General features: G+C 35.5%; 14 protein-coding genes. 8 read left to right on the top strand and 6 right to left on the bottom strand.

Features of this window, described 5'->3' with window-relative positions; all coding sequences use genetic code 11:
- The first annotated feature begins 121 nt into the window (after positions 1 to 121).
- Positions 122 to 1,552, top strand: a complete 1,431-nt coding sequence (locus AAFX60_015820; protein ID XDF79870.1) for an amino acid permease — start codon at positions 122 to 124, stop codon at positions 1,550 to 1,552.
- A 98-nt stretch (positions 1,553 to 1,650) separates the two neighbouring features.
- Positions 1,651 to 4,551 carry an HD domain-containing phosphohydrolase gene (locus tag AAFX60_015815; GenBank protein ID XDF79869.1) on the top strand — a complete coding sequence of 967 codons (2,901 nt, stop codon included), beginning with the start codon at positions 1,651 to 1,653 and terminating at the stop codon, positions 4,549 to 4,551.
- A gap of 72 nt (positions 4,552 to 4,623) precedes the next feature.
- Here AAFX60_015815 and AAFX60_015810 read toward each other — a convergent pair whose 3' ends face one another.
- The 3 genes from AAFX60_015810 to AAFX60_015800 are packed head-to-tail and all read right to left on the bottom strand — an operon-like array spanning position 4,624 to position 8,709.
- Positions 4,624 to 6,054, bottom strand: a complete 1,431-nt coding sequence (locus tag AAFX60_015810; protein XDF79868.1) for an EAL domain-containing protein — start codon at positions 6,052 to 6,054, stop codon at positions 4,624 to 4,626.
- Between the two features lie 5 nt (positions 6,055 to 6,059).
- Entirely contained in the window at positions 6,060 to 7,388 is a 1,329-nt protein-coding gene (locus AAFX60_015805) for a GGDEF domain-containing protein (protein ID XDF79867.1), read from the bottom strand.
- Positions 7,378 to 8,709: a GGDEF domain-containing protein gene (locus tag AAFX60_015800; protein XDF79866.1), complete on the bottom strand. Its 1,332-nt coding sequence runs from the start codon at positions 8,707 to 8,709 to the stop codon at positions 7,378 to 7,380. Before AAFX60_015800 ends, AAFX60_015805 begins: the two co-directional genes overlap by 11 nt.
- Positions 8,710 to 9,633: 924 nt before the next feature.
- Here AAFX60_015800 and AAFX60_015795 point away from each other — a divergent pair.
- From AAFX60_015795 to ygjK, 3 genes are all read left to right on the top strand, one after another.
- Positions 9,634 to 11,058: an amino acid permease gene (locus AAFX60_015795; GenBank protein ID XDF79865.1), complete on the top strand. Its 1,425-nt coding sequence runs from the start codon at positions 9,634 to 9,636 to the stop codon at positions 11,056 to 11,058.
- A gap of 363 nt (positions 11,059 to 11,421) precedes the next feature.
- On the top strand, positions 11,422 to 12,417 hold the full coding sequence (gene ygjJ / locus AAFX60_015790) for a protein YgjJ (protein ID XDF79864.1): 996 nt from the start codon (positions 11,422 to 11,424) through the stop codon (positions 12,415 to 12,417).
- A 130-nt stretch (positions 12,418 to 12,547) separates the two neighbouring features.
- Positions 12,548 to 14,926 (top strand): alpha-glucosidase, encoded by a 2,379-nt coding sequence (gene ygjK, locus AAFX60_015785; GenBank protein XDF79863.1) that lies wholly within the window; start codon positions 12,548 to 12,550, stop codon positions 14,924 to 14,926.
- Positions 14,927 to 15,007: 81 nt separating this feature from the next.
- On the opposite strand, the gene AAFX60_015780 is transcribed toward ygjK, so the two are convergent.
- Both AAFX60_015780 and AAFX60_015775 read right to left on the bottom strand, forming a co-directional pair.
- Complete coding sequence (locus tag AAFX60_015780) at positions 15,008 to 15,403, bottom strand: DoxX family protein (protein XDF79862.1); 396 nt, start codon at positions 15,401 to 15,403, stop codon at positions 15,008 to 15,010.
- Positions 15,404 to 15,421: 18 nt separating this feature from the next.
- Complete coding sequence (locus tag AAFX60_015775) at positions 15,422 to 15,844, bottom strand: organic hydroperoxide resistance protein (protein XDF79861.1); 423 nt, start codon at positions 15,842 to 15,844, stop codon at positions 15,422 to 15,424.
- 150 nt (positions 15,845 to 15,994) lie between these two features.
- Here AAFX60_015775 and AAFX60_015770 point away from each other — a divergent pair, with 150 nt between their 5' ends.
- Both AAFX60_015770 and AAFX60_015765 read left to right on the top strand, forming a co-directional pair.
- Positions 15,995 to 16,462, top strand: coding sequence for a MarR family transcriptional regulator (locus tag AAFX60_015770; GenBank protein ID XDF79860.1), 468 nt, complete (start codon positions 15,995 to 15,997; stop codon positions 16,460 to 16,462).
- 141 nt (positions 16,463 to 16,603) lie between these two features.
- Complete coding sequence (locus AAFX60_015765; GenBank protein XDF79859.1) at positions 16,604 to 17,272, top strand: OmpA family protein; 669 nt, start codon at positions 16,604 to 16,606, stop codon at positions 17,270 to 17,272.
- 164 nt (positions 17,273 to 17,436) lie between these two features.
- On the opposite strand, the gene AAFX60_015760 is transcribed toward AAFX60_015765, so the two are convergent.
- The gene (locus AAFX60_015760) at positions 17,437 to 17,607 is read right to left on the bottom strand and encodes a hypothetical protein (GenBank protein ID XDF79858.1); all 171 of its coding nucleotides are present in this window, start codon (positions 17,605 to 17,607) and stop codon (positions 17,437 to 17,439) included.
- A gap of 56 nt (positions 17,608 to 17,663) precedes the next feature.
- On the opposite strand from AAFX60_015760, the gene AAFX60_015755 reads away from it, so the two are divergent.
- Positions 17,664 to 18,362, top strand: a complete 699-nt coding sequence (locus tag AAFX60_015755; GenBank protein XDF79857.1) for a metal-dependent hydrolase — start codon at positions 17,664 to 17,666, stop codon at positions 18,360 to 18,362.
- Positions 18,363 to 18,365: the final 3 nt, after the last annotated feature.

Raw genomic sequence — 18,365 nt, 5'->3', positions numbered from 1 at the left:
CAGAGCCAAAAAATAAGGAGGGATTGGTTCCAACCATGACCAAATCCCTCCACACCAATACCATTACTTATATAATAAATGGATTGGTATCCCTACAATATGTGATTCATCGGAGTACCTTATGTCTACATCAACTCGTGGCACGATAGGCAAATTCGCTTTACTGTCTATGACTTTTGCTGCAGTTTATAGCTTCAATAATATCATTAACAACAATATTGAAATCGGGCTATCTTCTGCACCCATGTTCTTCTTAGCTACCCTCTTCTATTTTGTTCCATTCTGTTTAATCGTAGCCGAATTTGTATCTTTAAATAAAAACTCAGAAGCCGGCGTATACGCTTGGGTAAAAAGTTCATTAGGTGGTCGTTGGGCTTTCATTACCGCTTATACTTATTGGTTTGTTAACCTATTTTTCTTCACCTCACTTCTACCAAGAATCATCGCTTATGCCTCTTATGCATTCTTAGGGTTTGAATACATATTTACTCCACTAACTACGGCAGTATTAAGTACCTTATTATTTGCAGTAGCGACTCATGTATCCAATAACGGTGCAAAATTATTAGGCCCAATTACTTCTTTAACCTCATCATTAATGCTTCTGCTTACTCTGTCTTACATTCTATTATCAGGTGGAGCATTAATTGGCGGTATTGAACCTGCAGATCCGATTACCATTGAAGCAATGACTCCATCATTTAACTGGGCATTCCTTGGTGTAATCACATGGATCTTCATGGCAGCTGGCGGTGCTGAATCGGTAGCGGTTTACGTTAACGACATCAAAGGTGGTCATAAGTCTTTCGTTAAAGTTATCATCATCGCAGGTATCTTTATCGGTGCGCTTTACTCTGTTGGCTCTATCTTAGCGAACGTATTTGTACCTCGTGAAGTTCTTAAGTTTACTGGTGGTTCAGTTCAAGTATTTGAAGGTTTAGCAAGACACTTTGGTTTATCTGAAATCTTAATGAATCGCTTTGTTGGTGTGGTTTCATTTACAGCAATGCTTGGCTCGCTACTAATGTGGACTGCAACACCAGTTAAAATCTTCTTCTCTGAAATTCCAAAAGGTATTTTTGGTGAAAAAACAGTAGCTTTAAACAAACAAGGGGTTCCAGAACGTGCTGCATGGATTCAATTCTTAATCGTAATTCCACTGATGTTCATCCCAACATTGGCATCAGATACGGTACAAGACTTAATGAGTACTATCATTAACATGACAGCGGCGGCTTCTATGCTTCCACCACTGTTCATCATGATTGCTTACTTAAACCTACGTTTAAAACTGGATCACCTAGAGCGTGATTTCAGAATGGGCTCTCGCTTTACTGGTTTAGTCGTAGTTTCTATTCTTATTAGTATTTTTACGGTTGGTTTCTTTGCTTCAACCTTCCCAACAGGTGCTGACATTATGACTATCATTTTCTACAACGTTGGTGGCATCGTAATCTTCCTTGGGTTTGCATGGTGGAAATACAGCCAATATGAAAAATCGCTAACAAAAGAACAGCTAATTGAAGAATCAAAAGCGGCCGTTCAACAATAATTAATACCTTAGCACCTAAAGATCCGTGAATAATATTCTCGGATCTTTTTTCATTTATAAACTACGTTTATTTATAGGTTAATGATAAATGGTGCATTATGAAACAAATAATAAGAACAATAAGAGCTAAACTCATCTTTCCATTGCATGTCCATATCTCTACATTATTTATAATGATGATCGCTATCATATGTACAACACAAATCTTGCTAGCCAATAAGAGCATGAATGACATTCTACTTGAAGCAAACTCAACCATCTTTGACCGAATAGCCAATGAGACTCGCTTTTCAATGCAAGATGAGTATCGACCAGCCTTTAATGCCATTGAAGAGTTATCCAAAAAAGAAATAATAAAAACCAATACATTAGAAGAGCGCAAAGCTTACTTTTCTGAACTATTAATGCTTTTAAAACTGCATAATCATGTATCAACCTATCGTATTACTTACCCTAATGGGGACTGGTTTGGTGTCGGTATTATTGAAAACCAATCTTTAAGAAAGGAATTAAATGCCCCAGCTTCCGCTCACTTTTACTTTATAGATATCCCCTTACGAACAAAAGTAACAAGTACCATCTATTTTTATGATAAAACCAATAAGCTCATTGATTCTCAGATATTTGAGATCCCTAGAAAGGATCCTAGAAATGAAGATTGGTTTAAAAATTCAACGGTAAATCAAACCATTTTATCTAAACCTCGTTATTTCAGCGCCATTAACCAGTTTGGCTTAACCATTCATCAAAAAGCGGACAATGATGTGGTTGTTAGTGCAGATCTACTCATGTTCAAGGTCGATGAGGTATTAAAAAGCACCTCAAATCACAACTCATCGGTAAGAGTACTTTATGATGAAGAGAGTACTGTTTATGCCAGCAACTACAACGCTCATGCTGAAATAAATAATAAAGCCGTTATGTTAAAAGACATATTCAATCAAAGTGCACTGACGGCATTAAAACAACTTCATTTAGACCAAGAAATACAACGATACCAACATAACGATGAAGATTGGTATGGAAAAATCTTTTCTGTCCCTATTAATCAAGAACGAACGTTAAATTTATTAGTCGCGGTAAAAGCATCAGAGCTTTTATCAAGTGCATCCGTTATTCGCAATCAAGCTATCTTATGGTCTTTTTTAGTACTTTGTCTTTCCATTCCTTGTGTCTATTTTGTATCACAACGCATTTCCAAACCTATCAAACAAGCAACAGAACAAGCTCAATTAATATCAAAATTCGATTTTTCTCAGCTCAAGCAATCACCAACAAAAATATTAGAAATAGATAACCTCAATAAATCCGTTACGAGCATGAAATCCGCTATTGAAAACTACTTCAACTTAACCAATACCATATTGGAAGAGCATGAGATTGATGAACTAATACAAATCATTGGACGGAATACAGCTGACGCAACACAAGCGGCAGGAGCCTACCTTTATCTCATTAATGATGATGAAACACACATAGAGCCTCATTTTGCATGGCGTGCAAACACAAAAAATGAAGATATTAGCGAATTAAAACGTTACTCTCTCGACGACAAAGAGATAGCTAAAAATCTGGAATACATCCTAGTTAAAAAGAAACCTTTTGAAGATTTAAGTATTCAAAAACTCGACATAAATGAACAAGAAAAACTGGGACTAAAAGACGAAGATACATGGTCACTCACTTTCCCATTATTCACAAAAGGAAAGCAAACTATTGGCGCTATGGTATTAGTTTTTGATATTAAGGATAGTGAAGCTATACGTAATAATAAACTTGATTACTTTGAATCATTAATGAATTTTACTGCCATCGCTCTCCATGGCCGGAAAATGTTACAAAACCAAAAAAACTTACTTGAATCATTCATTCAAGTCATGGCTAGTGCTATCGATACTAAGTCACCTTATACGGGGAATCACTGTCAAAAAGTACCAGTATTAACACAATGGATCGCAGAAGTTGCAGATCAATCTTCATCACCCAAATTTAAACATTTCACATTAAACAGCATACAAAAAGAAGAATTAAGAATGGCGTCGTGGTTACATGACTGCGGCAAAATAACAACGCCAGAACACATTGTTGATAAAGCGACAAAACTAGAAACTATCTACAACCGCATCCATGAGATAAGAACTCGGTTCGAAGTATTAAAGCGTGATGCCGAAATCGAACAATGGAAGCGAGCATTTAATCCAGAACTCCCTCAAGAGAATAAAGAAAAATTACACAGTGAGTGGCAGAAACTTGATGACGAATTTACTTTCATTGCAAAAATGAATGTCGGTGAGGAGTTCTTATCTGAACAAGACGCAATGCAAATACAAGAGATTAGCCAACGAACATGGATACAAACTTTGGATTCCAGTCTTGGCCTTGCATTGGAAGAAAAGGAGCGACTAAATGACTCCGACAACCAAAAAGTACCTTCCAAGGTAAACCTGTTACAAGATAATCTATCCCACTTAATCCCAAGAGAAATTGATCTTCCCCATGATGAGCGATTCACATTACAACCAACTCAATATGAAAATAATCTCGGTGAAATCTACAATTTGTTAATTCAACGAGGAACACTGAATAACGAAGAGCGCTTTGTAATAAACAACCATATAATTCAAACAATTCAAATGTTAGAAGCCCTTCCCTTTCCAAAAACAATGAAGGACATTGCAAAGATAGCCGGCGGTCATCATGAGAAAGTGAATGGTACAGGCTACCCTATGGGCCTTACGTCAGAACAAATGCCATTAACCGCAAAAATGATGGCGATAGCTGATATTTTTGAAGCCTTAACCAGTCACGATCGTCCATATAAGAAAGCCAAAACCTTAACGGAATCTCTCAAAATAATGCACTTTATGGTAAAAGATCAACACATTGATAGTGATCTATTTGATTTATTCTTAACCTCTGGTTTATATAAAAAGTATGCAGATGCCTATTTAAAACCAGAACAATGTGATGACGTTGATATAGAAAAATTCTTAAGTTAACTAGACTACTACCTAATCCTGATGCAAAAATAAAAAAAGGGAAATAAACATCATTTATTTCCCTCTTCTGTTTTAATCACGCATTATGGAATGAAAATTATCCAAAGGCATTGGCTTAAAATAATAAAATCCTTGCTGTGCTGAAATGTTCAAATCATTAAGAATTTTCTTTTGTCGATGGTTCTCAACACCTTCCGCAACTAATTGAATATCTAAATTATTGGCTAATAAGATAATGTTCTCGATAATTTTGATAGAGTGCTGATTCGTTTCTATATCATCAATAAATGATTTATCAATTTTGATAACATCAAACTGGTAATAGTTTAGATATTTCAATGATGAATAGCCTGTTCCATAATCATCAAGGGAAAATTGAACGCCAATTTTTCTAAACTTTTCCATGTACGAAATTATCTTATTTTTATCTGCAAATTCCATAGATTCTGTAAATTCTAAAATCAATATAAAGTGTCCCGATAACTCTTTACACAATTCGTACATTTCTTCATCATAAAGACAGCTTTCAGTAAAATTTACGCTTACTTTTAATCCATGAACCTGATGCTCATTTACATACACTTTAAGCTGATTTAATAAGGATTTCGTCATTGCGTTAATTAAACCAAACTTTTCTATTTTAGGAATAAAAGACAACGGCGGAATAACCTCACCTGAAGAGGTAATCCATCGAGCTAATACCTCCCCTCCAATGATATTTTCATTAGCATCAACAATAGGTTGTATGAAAGGAACTATCTTATTGTTTTTAATTGCTTTTTTTAGCCTTATCAATTCAATATCTAATAACGAAAGCTTAAATGATAATACTTTAATAAGCATGATTAGCAGTAAGACGATAACAATCGTAAGCACATGACTAATAAGATAATTTTTTATTGATAGTTCAGCATTATAGTCCAGTAAAATTACAAAATCGTATTTTTCTGATTTATGTGTCTGCTTTTCATTTGGCACATACACACTAAATACATTGTTTTTTGATATCACGTATTCTTTATTTGATAAAGATAGATGGCCAACCGGACTATCGCCTAAATCGACAGAGATCCCCTTCATGTAAAATTGAACCCCATGATCATCATTATACTGATGATAATAAGAAAAACTTGGCATTCCAGTTAAGTAATTCTTTTCATGTATATGAATCTCTCTTTTAGGTAATACCGCAGAAGACACCTTCTTACCAGCAATAGAGCTACAATAGTAAGCACCATCGCGAACAAATGAAATGCTATTTATCATTGGGTTTAAAGCAACAATCTTTTGTAAAGGTAACATCATTTCTTCACAATTTTTCTCTTTAAACTTTTGTAACTCACCGACTGTTTCTTTGGCAGAATCAAGTTTATATTCAATACTCTCGATTGTACTTCTAACATTCTTATCAACAAAATTCTCGTAATCTTTAACGACGAAAAATTGTACAAAAGCTACAAAGATCAACAAATAAACAATATATTTATTAGTAATAAATTTCATATATATTATCCTTCAAATACCGTCACTTTGTTTCTTCCTGCATTTTTTGATTGATACAATGCAGTATCCGCCATTTTTAGCGTACGTTTAAAAGAAGATTTCTTCCCTATTGCTGCCCCTATAGATACAGAAACATTCATACCAGCAATTGGGCTTTCTGACACTGATACCCTTATTGCTTCAGAGCGATTAAATAAATCAATACTAGAAACATTACTTAAAACAATAACAAACTCTTCACCGCCCCAACGAATGGCTAAATCATCACCTCTAATGCATTGCCTTAAGCGACGGCATACCTCAGTTATGACTTCATCACCTTTAGAGTGACCATATTTATCATTGATGCTTTTAAATTTATCAATATCAACAATGATAATGGATTTATCTAATAAATGATTAAGCTTCATTTCATAGAAATCACGACGATAAAGGCCAGTCATATCATCGAGAGTGCAATAAAAAATAAACTTTCGTAGTGTTTTTTCAATAAAAATGAACCCGCCTGTAATAACAGACGCAAATAGCAAGCTCCATATCATTATTTTGTTTATATTTATTGATAATCCCAATATGTTTTCAATTGGAGAACAAGGAATATCTATTGAATCATCTAAAGAAAAAAATGGATTTTCATTATTGATATAATATAAAAAACTAAATCTATCTGTGTTAAATTCATTCAACCAACTATCAAATACGGAATCTTTAATATCCAATAAAAACATTGCGGTTAGATTTTTATTAACATATATAGGGTAAAATATGCTCCTAACTTTTTGCTCTGAGATTTTCTCAACATATGGTTCTGTTAACTTCAAATCGCATAATGATAAAACATGATAGTTACTTGATATTTTTTCATTGATTAATATTCTGTCTATCCAGTTTCTATCATATTTCATATCTGAATTTAAATTAACATGGATGTCACGTAATGGCTTAAAATGTGCGGTATTTGAATCTGTATTTGTGTCTGACTTTTGTATAATTGCAATACTCCAATAGTCATCACCGATATACTTCCTTATCTCTGTTTCTAATAAATTTATACCTAAAGACAACTCCTTTACCTTACTATTTTCATTTACCATCACAGAAACTTCATCAATAGTATACGTTCCTTTATATAGCTCTACTGTATTAGTATTTAAATAATATGGTGTTATTTTCCTAATTGTATCATAAAGCCTATTTATATTGCTTTGAAACTCCATTTTAAACGATTCTATTTCTAACCTGTTATATTGATACAATATATATCCTGACAGTATAAATGAGCATAAGAAAAACTTTACATACATATTATTATTATCAACATTGCTAAAAATCATAATTGTTCTTATCTAATGTAACTATGTTACGGCCTGCATTTTTAGAATAATAAAGCGCAATATCAGCTCTCTTTATTGCATCACTAACGGCTTCAAAGTCTCTTTGGGTGGCTCCACCAATAGATATCGTAATTTCTATTCCATCAATTGATTTGCTTTCTATTACTTCTCTAATGGATTCCGCCTTATTCATAAGGTCATCTTGATTTATTTTTTGAAAGATAATAATGAACTCTTCGCCACCCCAACGAATAGCAATATCATTTACTCTAATGCAGTTTTGTATACGATGCGCTACTTCTTGAATAACAACATCACCAAAGTCATGCCCATAAGTATCATTTACTCGCTTAAAATGGTCGATATCTATCATTAAAAAAGAAGCTGATTCTAATGCTTTCAATTTTGGTTCATAAAAATCACGACGATAAAACCCCGTCATATGATCGTAGCTTCTCATTATAGTTACTTTTACATAAAAATAATAACCACATAATGCGGCAAAGAAGACAACACAAGATATATAAAAGCTACCTATCAATATTGAAAGAAGATCAATACTTACATCTGGTGAATATTTATCCGATGTATATGGCAATGCAAGAGTAAATGTTGCCCAATTAACACCTTTTCCATAATAAAAATGAGTCCAACGTTTCTGATTAAACTTTTCAATTAAAAGAGAATTCCAGCCTCTTTTAATATCTACAATAATAACCGAAGTTAACCTTGTATCTAAATAAATAGGATAAATAACTGAGTATATTTTTTCACCTGTCCATTGCTCTTTATATATCTCAGTAATTCTCACATCATCATGATGGAAAGATTTATAGCTAACTTTCAAGCTTTCTAAATTAACTATGCTTTCTAATATGTTTGAATCATGCAATGACTTATTGTTAAATCTAAGATAACCATCTCTTAAAGGCTTAAAGTATGAGTTCTCTGTATTTTCATTATGCAACTTATCTATAACAGCAACAGTCCATATATATTTTGATTCTATCACTCCAGATAAGCTCTTATAAAGCTGATTTATAGCTGGAGATAATACTTTAACGTCCCCTAGTTTATTAACAATAACGCCTACGCCATCATTATCATGAACGCCTTTTTTTAAAGATATCGTATCCGAATTTATGTAATAGCCATGAAACCGCTTTGTTACGTCAACAACCTTTTGGTAATTAATGTGAATACTTTTCTCTAAAATTGATATGGAATATATATGATAATAAATTATCGATGCAAAAATGCACAAAAACAAAACCACAAATAAGAAAAGCTTATCTAATCCAAATAATTTAACATTAAACATTTTTTAATTTACATACTACAAGTACAGATAAATCACTTATGAAAATAAATGAATCACCTTTTGATGACCAAACCATTACTATTTTTAATGAAACCAATAAAATAAAAACTCAAAACAGCTCTATCAGTTTAACCTTCTGTTGTCTCTGTATTAAATAAAAATGATTTTATCTCTGATGCAGTCGATAAAAATAAATTCATGTCATATAACTTAAAGCTACGAATTCTTCTGTATATCTTTAAAGCATGAAACTTGTCTATAAAACTCACTTCATTAGAAATTTTAATACATCGATATCGTTCCATTCAAATTTCTAATCATTGCTATCTAGTATGTAAAAAAAGACATGCTAAAAAAAATAAATTATAAAATTAATAACTTAACCCTTATATGAGGCACTTAAAATTTCCCTACCTTATATTCTGCAATTACAACAAGGTCAATATTTTTATTTTGTTTGCTCCAAATAATTTACCACCAAACATAAATAATTTCATATCTTTGCACTTATTGAAATATTTACTTATTTATCCTCCAAATAAGTTTGAATTATTTAGATTAATCTCGTTTATCTAAATAATTAGCGATCAACGGCACAACACATCTTCAGACTAAGTGGTGAGTATTTGTTCTAAAGTGACCATAACAATCGACAGAACAAAAAAATGCCTCCTCGCATTACCACTACAATGTCATTACGAACATTCACCTTTTTAACGATACCTTATTTAAGAATAACCACTAACCTAACTATCGTTTCATCACATTAGAATAGATCATCATCACATTTTGCTTATTTTTTCTTCATTATTTAATGACACATCTCACAGTAACTTTTAGTAAAATTAATTACTATAATTTTACTAAAAGTTACCTTACATACAAAAAATAACATTCACGCAAACAAATAGGAATGCAATAACTATGTCTGAATCTGTACGAGGCACAATAGGTAAGTTTGCCTTGCTGTCTATGACAATGGCCGCCGTTTTTAACGTGCGTAACATTGTAAATAACAATATTGAGTTGGGATTAAGCTCTGCTCCTATCTTTTTGCTCGCCACTATCGTCTACTTTATCCCATTCGTTTTTATTATTGCCGAATTTGTATCAGCAAATAAAAACTCTGAATCAGGCATGTATGATTGGCTAAAACAACCTCTAGGTACAAAAATGGCCTACTTAGGTTCATTCTTGTACTGGTTTGTAAATTTATTTTGGTTTGTTTCCCTACTTCCGAACGTTATCGCTTACGCTTCATACGCTATGCTAGGGTATGAATATTCTTTCTCTCCAATGGTGACATCAATTATTTCGATTGTTCTCTTTGCTGCTGCAACTCATATTTCAACGAAAGGAGCGACGTGGCTAGGGAAAATATCAGAAATGGTTGCTTATGGCGTATTTGCCCTGTTTGGTATCTATGTCATTGGTGCATTAATGGCGCTTGGTGGCGATCATACCCCTGCTCAACCAATTACGATGGAAGCAATGACACCAACCATTAACTGGGCAACACTTGGTATTATGTGTTGGATCTTCCAAGCTGCTGGTGGTGCAGAAACCGCTGCGGCTTACTTAAAAGACGTAAAAGGTGGTCAAAAAACCTTTATTAAAGTCATTATCGCAGCGGGTATCTTAATTGGTGTTATGTACGCTGTTGGCTCTTTACTTGTAAATGTGTTCATTCCACGTGAAAGCTTAACGTATGCTGGTGGTATGGTTGAAATCTTTACGGGTATGGCTCAGTACTTCAATATTTCTGAAGCTCTAGTCGGTCGTTTTGTTGGTATCGTTCTATTCATCGCAATGTTTGGTTCAATGATGATGTGGACTGCAGCACCAGTTAAAATCCACTTTTCTGAAATTCCAAAAGGTGTCTATGGTGAAAAAACAACGGAGTTAAATGAGCATGGTGTTCCTGTTCGCGCAGCTTGGTGGCAATTTGCTTTTGTATTTGTCATGCTTGTTGTTAATGGATTTGGCTCTGAGTCAGTACAAGAGATGATGAATACTGCAATTAACCTAACTGCAGGTACTGCAATGCTACCGCCTATTTTCATCATGGTTGCCTACTTTGTTTTCCGTCTAAAATTTGATGATACACCTCGTGACTTCCGTATGGGTTCTCGTCATTTCGGTATGGGTGTTGTATCTGTCCTTATTCTTATCTTTGTTGTAAGTATGACAGCTTCAGCTTTCCCAACTGGTGTAGATTTAATGAAAGCCTTCTTTATTAATGTCTTTATGACGATGGTCTTCTCCGCTCTTGCTTACTGGTGGATATCTCGCTTCGAGAAAAAACAGGCAAAGAGTCCAGAACTCAAAACAGCAACATCAACCAAGTAACACGAAACAAATTAGCACTTAGTTTCCCCTAGATATGACAAAAGGCACTGATAATATTCAGTGCCTTTTTTATTCAATCAATCTATGCAGATACATATTAACGCTTAATTTTCATTGCTAAAACGGTAATCATAGCGATTCTAAAAATCAAATCATGTGATTTCTTCAGAAGTAAAAATTTAGGTAAATATAAGTAAAAACCGTCTTAACATACTCACACTTTTCCCTTTAGAGCCTACTATTTCAACCTTCTCATCGATATTCTTTCTCTTATTGGTCATCGCTACAAACACAATTACAGAAGCGTTGTTTCCCAATATTTACCTATAAAAATGAATTCTACTACAGTGAGAATATTTACATATGAAACCTACTTTTGCGAAGCTGTCACTACTTTCAACTCTACTTTTAACAGCGAACGTTCACGCCATTGAAACTGATTTTTACGGTGAAATGGGGATTGGGGGAAGAACTTTTTTTGATGGTAACGATAAAGGCCGTTACAGCGATGGAACATATATTGAAGGCGGTCTTGCCATTGAAGAAGGAAATTGGTTTGGCCTAATTTATGGTGAAGGTTGGACCGTCCAAGCAGATGACAATGGTAATGCATGGGCTACTGGTCATGGTTGGGGTGGTTTTGAAGGAGGTATAAATCGATTTTATGCTGGGTATCGAACCGATGCAGGAACCGAGTTTATTGCTGGGCGCATTGACTCTTCACTCGATGATATTCAATGGTGGGGAGATGCAACACCAGAAAATGGTTATACCTTACCAAATACTCGAGACGTACACGTAGGGATCAAGCTCCGTAATGAAGTTGGCGCACTTCGCTATAGTATCTCAGCAGCACCAGAATCTGACTTTACAGAAGATGATGCGCCTGTTCATTTTGGTAAATATGATGAATACGCTAATAAATATACCTATGACGCTTTTGTGAATGGTTATATCCAATACGATATTGCCGATGATTTAACATTACTTGGTGGTGCTGAATTTACTGACGGTTCCGGTGAAATGTATTTACTAGGTGCTGAGTATAAAACCTTAGCTGCTCGTGTTTGGCACCATACAGACCAAGGTAATGAATACAGTGAAGGAACAGAAACAGGTATTATGACTAGTGCCTATTATGAAGTTACAAAAGGTGTTTACTTATCTGCCGCATACAACTATGCAAACACAAAAATGGATACAGCAGAAGATGAAACTACTTCATATATCAATGGTGGTATTTGGTATGAATATGCTGATGGTAAATTCGCTACCGCCATTGATTCTAAGTTTTTCATGAATAATGACACTACTGACTCATCCAACGAAATATTCATCATGCAATATTACTATTGGTAAGTAGGTCACACCGTTTATGAAGCTTGTTTAATTTTGTGAGACAAGCTTCACTGAAACTCCTCTCATTTATAACTACTATGCAAAAGTTAAATTTAGTAAAACTTTACTTAACTGAGAATAAGAATCCACTATGAATTTAAAAATTTCTGCACTTGCTGTTGCTACTGCTCTTTTTGCTGTTGGATGTACCCAAACGACATCAACGACCAATACTTCTGATTTAAAAGCGGCTCAATATAAAAACGTTATCGATCGTACAGGCTCCCCTGATTACATGCGTGATTACGATTTTGATGATCATCAACGCTTTAACCCTTTCTTTGATATGGGAGCATGGCACGGCCACCTACTACCAGATAATGACGATGGTATGGGAGGTTTTCCAGGTACAGCGCTACTAACTGAAGAATACATTAACTTTATGGCGAATAATTTTGATCGCTTAAGTATATATAAAGATGGTAAAAAAGTTGAATTCAGCATGGAGGCATACAGCCTTCCAGGAGCTTTAGTTCAAATATTAACATCTGATGATGTGACGATTGAAATGACACTTCGCTTTGCAACGAACCGTACCTCGTTAGTTGAAACCAAAATTATCACAAACACTCCTGTTGAACTGATTTGGGACGGTCAATTAATCGAAGGAAATCACGCTAAAGAAGAAAAAAGCCAATCAGAAAAAACAATTGCTGAAGAGTACCCAAATTATAATCGAACCATTGTACCTACAGATGACGGTTTGAAGGTGACTTTTGGTAAAGTGAGAGCGACTTGGTCACTGCTAACATCTGGTGAATCAGAGTATCAAATTCACAAATCGATACCTACAACGACAAAAGTTGAGGGGTTAAGCTTTAATTCTACGGCAAGAATTGAACAATCCACCACAATCTACACCACTTATTCTCACGTCTTAACTGCTGAAGAAAATCAAGAAGAACAAATTAAGATCTTGGATATTTTCGCCCACCCACAACAATACTTAACGGCAAGTGAACAACGTTGGGAAAATTATCTAGAAAAAGGATTAACAAACCCTAACGCAACACCAGCCCAAGAGCGTGTAGCTGTAAAAGCAATGGAAACCTTAAATGCCAACTGGCGTGGGGCAGCTGGTGCAATGCAATTTGATTCGGTAACGCCATCAGTTACTGCTCGCTGGTTCTCTGGAAATCAAACATGGCCTTGGGATACATGGAAGCAAGCTTATGCAATGGCACACTTCAACCCTGAAGTCGCTAAAAACAACATTCGAGCGATGTTTGCTTATCAAATCCAAGCTGATGATGCTGTTCGCCCATGGGATAAAGGCTTTATACCTGACTTAGTTGCCTACAACACAAGTCCAGAGCGAGGCGGTGACGGTGGTAACTGGAATGAAAGAAACACCAAACCAAGTCTTGCAGCATGGGCAGTAATGGAAGTGTACAAAACCACTGAAGATAAAGCATGGTTAGAAGAAATGTACCCTAAATTGGTTGCTTATCATGATTGGTGGTTACGTAACCGTGACAATAATGGTAACGGCGTTCCTGAATACGGCGCTTCACGCGATAAAGCACACAATACCGACAATGGCGATATGCTATTTACAGTTGAACATGGTAATAAAAAAGAAGAACTTGCTGGTTTAGATAAATACCAAGAGATCATTAAATCTGGTAACTATGACCATATTGAGATCCCGGCACAAACTGCGGCCTCTTGGGAATCAGGTCGTGATGATGCAGCAGCGTTTGGGTTTATCGATAAAGAGCAACTGGACGCTTATGTTAAAAATGGAGGTAAACGCTCTGATTGGGAAGTTAAATTTGCTCAAAATCGAGATAAAAATGGCACACTACTAGGATATTCATTACTGCAAGAATCTGTTGACCAAGCAAGCTATATGTATAGTGATAACCAATACCTAGCTGAAATGGCCGATATATTAGGTAAAACATCTGAGGCAAAAGACTTTAGAGAAAAAGCAGATAAGTTAGCCAACTACATTAATACCTGTATGTTTGATGAAGATACTGGATTCTTCTACGATATTCGTATCGAAGACAAACCACTAGCCAATGGTTGTGCTGGTAAACCTATTGTTGAACGAGGAAAAGGTCCTGAAGGTTGGTCTCCTCTCTTCAACAAAGCGGCAACTCAATCTCATGCCGATGCCATTGTTAAAGTAATGAAAGATCCTAAAGAATTTAATACGTATGTACCTTTAGGAACGGCAGCATTAACAAGCCCTGCTTTCGGTCCTGATATTTACTGGCGTGGCCGTGTTTGGGTTGATCAATTCTATTTCGGATTAAAAGGAATGGAAAGTTATGGTTATCGTGATGATGCGGTACAAATGGCGAGTGCTTTCTTTGACCATGCTGATGGCTTAGTTGGTGACGGTCCTATTCGTGAAAACTACAACCCACTAACGGGTGATCAACAAGGTGCTCCAAATTTCTCTTGGAGCTCTGCTCACCTCTACATGCTTTATAATGATTTCTTTACTGCTGAAAAGTAAGTAGATCACATTAACTAATTAATAAAAAAAGGGATATGGTTAATTTCATATCCCTTTCTTCATTGTGCTACTCACGTTTTATTATGACTTCTTTTTTGTCTTGCAACACTCAGGCATAGAGTGACCTGAAAGCACGAGTAAACCAGCAAAAATGCCTAAGTTTTTAATGAAATTTTGCATTTCATGCGCGCCTTCCATCCCTGAATAATTCCAGAAATCATGTAAAGAGACATTAATCACAAGTACTAAGCCAGCTAATAACAAAGCAACGATCCACGTAAAGCGATTTGCAATCAATAAAATCGCGGCACCAATCTGGAAAACACCAGCGAGCCCTAGCAAAACAGGCACAAACGGCATCTCATGCTTTTCCATCAACTGGATGTGCATATCCCAAGATACAAACTTCATGATACCTGGGATCAAAAAGTACAAAGCAAGAAGTACACGCCCTGCCGTCAATAATAACGTGTTCATTTAATCATTCCTTACGAGTTAAAGAGCTACGCCATTTACAGAGAGTTTTACATCAATATTCCCTTTAACCGCATTCGAATATGGACAAACTTGATGCGCTGTTTTTACTAATTGCTGTGCTTGTTGATCTTCTAAATCAAGCACAACAGCAAACGCAACCGTTAAAGCAAAACCACCCGCACTATTTGGGCCTATACCAACTTCAGCAGTCACAGGAGCTTGAGTTAACTTAATTTTCATTTCACGAGCCACATGAAGAATCGCATTTGAAAAACACGCTGAATAACCTGCTGCAAACAACTGCTCAGGGTTCGTTGCTTCCCCTGTACCACCCATTTCTTTTGGATAACTTAATGCGAGATCAAGCATATTATCATCTGTTTTTACTTGACCATTACGTCCAGCCAAAGCCGTTGCTTTTGTTGTATACAATGTTGTCATGATGGTGCCCCTTTATTCTAAATTCTATTTAATCTATAAAAATTGCCAACAATTAGATTGCGTGCAATTTAATTTCCTTCAGTATATGTCGATTCTTAAATGAAATACAAGTATATTGTGCACAATCTATTTTTATTTAAAGAGGCATCAATGGAAAAACAAAACAAAACCCAAGATAAAAATAATGTTGATTCCCCTCAATTATTACTTAAGAATCAAGTATGTTTCTCTTTATACAGCGCATCTAATGCCATGATCAGAGCCTATCGTCCATTACTCAATACATTGGATCTTACCTATCCTCAATATCTCGCAATGATGGTTATTTGGGAAAAAAATGGCATTAATGTAAAAGATCTAGGACATGATCTACACCTTGACTCTGGCACCCTAACCCCTTTACTTAAGCGATTAGAATCAAAAGGGATAGTCACAAGAGAGCGCAGCAAAGAAGACGAACGCATCCGTTTGGTTTTCCTTACAAAACAAGGTATTGAACTAAAAAATAAAGCCCTATCTGTACCTAATGGTATTTTTTGTAAAAGCCAATTACAACTTGAAGAATTGCAACAGTTAAAAGCGACCTGTGAAAAGCTATTAGCAAATCTAGAAAAATAAGTTATTTATTTTCTTAAAGATAAGGTGACACTTATCACGTTATTATCAGTATTTTTGTCAATAACCTTTCATATAAAGCATTGATTTTTGATCATCTAGGAGTAAACTGCGCGCCACAGATGTACATAACTAGAGAAAAACATGAAAAAAATCACAATTGCGCTTGCATTACTTATTTCATTAACTGGCTGTCAGGCAACTCAACGCCAAAACGCAACAACTGGTGAGTCTGAAACAAACTCAGCAACTAAAGGCGTTCTTGCTGGTGCACTTGCAGGTGTTGCAATTGGTCTTGCAACAGGTGATAACGCAAAAGAGCGTCGTAAAAACGCATTAATTGGTGCTGCTGCAGGTGGTGCTGTGGGTGGTGGTGTTGGTTACTACTTCGACCAACAAGAAAAGGCACTACGTAATGAGCTTAAGAGCTCTGGTGTTCAAGTTGAACGTGTAGGCAAAAACGAACTTAAACTAGTAATGGACAACGGTATTGGTTTCCAATCTAGCTCATACCAATTAGATGCTAGTATCTACAACACATTAAACGGTGTTGCACGTATCCTTGTTGAATACCCAGATACAGCTCTTCAAATTGATGGTCATACTGACAGTTCTGGTAATGCAACTAAAAACCAAACACTATCAGAGCAACGTGCTGATTCAGTGCGTACCTACCTAATTAAGCAAGACGTTGCCGCTGGTCGAGTTAATGCTCGTGGTTACGGTGCTCGTTACCCAGTTTGTGATAACTCTACAAAACAAGGCCGTGCTTGTAACCGCCGTGTAGAAATCACAATTTTACCGCTTAAATAAGTTAGTTCACGCATCATTAGCCGTGAATTTAACCAAAACAGAAAATAACTGTATATAAAAACAGTTAACCTCTTGTTTTCATGGTTCGTTTGTATAGAATCAAAAATCCCCACGATATTGCTATCAAGGGGGATTTTTATTTTATTCATCGAACATGCTAACTATTACTGAACAGCATCTTCAATTTTTTCAATCACAAGATCTTTTCCATCAACCAAAGTATCTTGTACTTGCTCAAAGGCATCTGAATCCATAACACTTTGAACTTCATCGCCGTAATTCATTCCGATATAGATACCTAACGCGATGAACAGTAATGCAAATATTTTAAACATAATTTCTTATCTCAATTAATCAGCCTTCATATTACAAAAGAATTCTTAGAAAACCTATGGCAAATTTCAGCACACATTTAAATGTCGCCGCATTAACATCTGGTGCCGCCTCTGCAGCACTTCTTTCCGCTAACCATATCGATCTTGATACGGCATTATGGCTTTGGTTTTTAGGTACCATTGGTGGCCTGCTGCCTGATATTGACTCAGACAATTCCACCTCTCTCGATATTATTTTTAATCTTTTTACTGTGTGTATTGTTTTACTCAGTATTCGCTACTTTACGAGTGATGCCATTAATGAAAGGCAATTTATGCTTTTAATTGGTTTACCTGTTGTAATACACCTAATTATAAAATATGGGATCCGAAACGTATTCGAGTGGCAAACGATTCATAGAGGCATATGTCATTCATTGTTATTTTTGCTCTTTTGCGGCTTACTAACCACAAACACAACCGCTTTTATTATCAATGACAAATTTAAAAATGCGGATCTATTTGCTTGGTTATCCGGCATCTTTGTATTCTGTGGTGGTGTCATTCATCTTCTATTAGACGAAATATACAGTGTTGATTTGGCCAATGTTCGTATTAAACGCTCATTTGGTTCAGCATTAAAACTGACTGATTTTTCAAACTTATCACTATCTGCAATATTCGTAATTGCTACGGTGATTTTAGCTTTTTTAGCCCCTCCAATTGATTCAAGTATTGAAGCGTTAAGTAATTGGGATACCTTTAAATTATGGTAATAA

It is taken from the genome of Aliivibrio fischeri (genome assembly GCA_038993745.2).
Lineage (GTDB): Bacteria > Pseudomonadota > Gammaproteobacteria > Enterobacterales > Vibrionaceae > Aliivibrio > Aliivibrio fischeri_B.
The sequence above is the reverse complement of the archived record's forward strand: the minus strand, read 5'-3'. Positions and strand labels throughout refer to the sequence as shown.

What these genes read in the sequence shown, in the direction of transcription:
- AAFX60_015795 (XDF79865.1), top strand. Translation starts at nt 9,634, where the DNA reads ATGTCTGAATCTGTACGAGGCACAATAGGTAAGTTTGCCTTGCTGTCT.
- AAFX60_015775 (XDF79861.1), bottom strand. Translation starts at nt 15,844, where the DNA reads ATGACAACATTGTATACAACAAAAGCAACGGCTTTGGCTGGACGTAAT.
- AAFX60_015770 (XDF79860.1), top strand. Translation starts at nt 15,995, where the DNA reads ATGGAAAAACAAAACAAAACCCAAGATAAAAATAATGTTGATTCCCCT.
- AAFX60_015820 (XDF79870.1), top strand. Translation starts at nt 122, where the DNA reads ATGTCTACATCAACTCGTGGCACGATAGGCAAATTCGCTTTACTGTCT.
- AAFX60_015815 (XDF79869.1), top strand. Translation starts at nt 1,651, where the DNA reads ATGAAACAAATAATAAGAACAATAAGAGCTAAACTCATCTTTCCATTG.
- AAFX60_015780 (XDF79862.1), bottom strand. Translation starts at nt 15,403, where the DNA reads ATGAACACGTTATTATTGACGGCAGGGCGTGTACTTCTTGCTTTGTAC.
- ygjJ (XDF79864.1), top strand. Translation starts at nt 11,422, where the DNA reads ATGAAACCTACTTTTGCGAAGCTGTCACTACTTTCAACTCTACTTTTA.
- AAFX60_015755 (XDF79857.1), top strand. Translation starts at nt 17,664, where the DNA reads ATGGCAAATTTCAGCACACATTTAAATGTCGCCGCATTAACATCTGGT.
- AAFX60_015810 (XDF79868.1), bottom strand. Translation starts at nt 6,054, where the DNA reads ATGAAATTTATTACTAATAAATATATTGTTTATTTGTTGATCTTTGTA.
- AAFX60_015760 (XDF79858.1), bottom strand. Translation starts at nt 17,607, where the DNA reads ATGTTTAAAATATTTGCATTACTGTTCATCGCGTTAGGTATCTATATC.
- AAFX60_015805 (XDF79867.1), bottom strand. Translation starts at nt 7,388, where the DNA reads ATGATTTTTAGCAATGTTGATAATAATAATATGTATGTAAAGTTTTTC.
- AAFX60_015800 (XDF79866.1), bottom strand. Translation starts at nt 8,709, where the DNA reads ATGTTTAATGTTAAATTATTTGGATTAGATAAGCTTTTCTTATTTGTG.
- ygjK (XDF79863.1), top strand. Translation starts at nt 12,548, where the DNA reads ATGAATTTAAAAATTTCTGCACTTGCTGTTGCTACTGCTCTTTTTGCT.
- AAFX60_015765 (XDF79859.1), top strand. Translation starts at nt 16,604, where the DNA reads ATGAAAAAAATCACAATTGCGCTTGCATTACTTATTTCATTAACTGGC.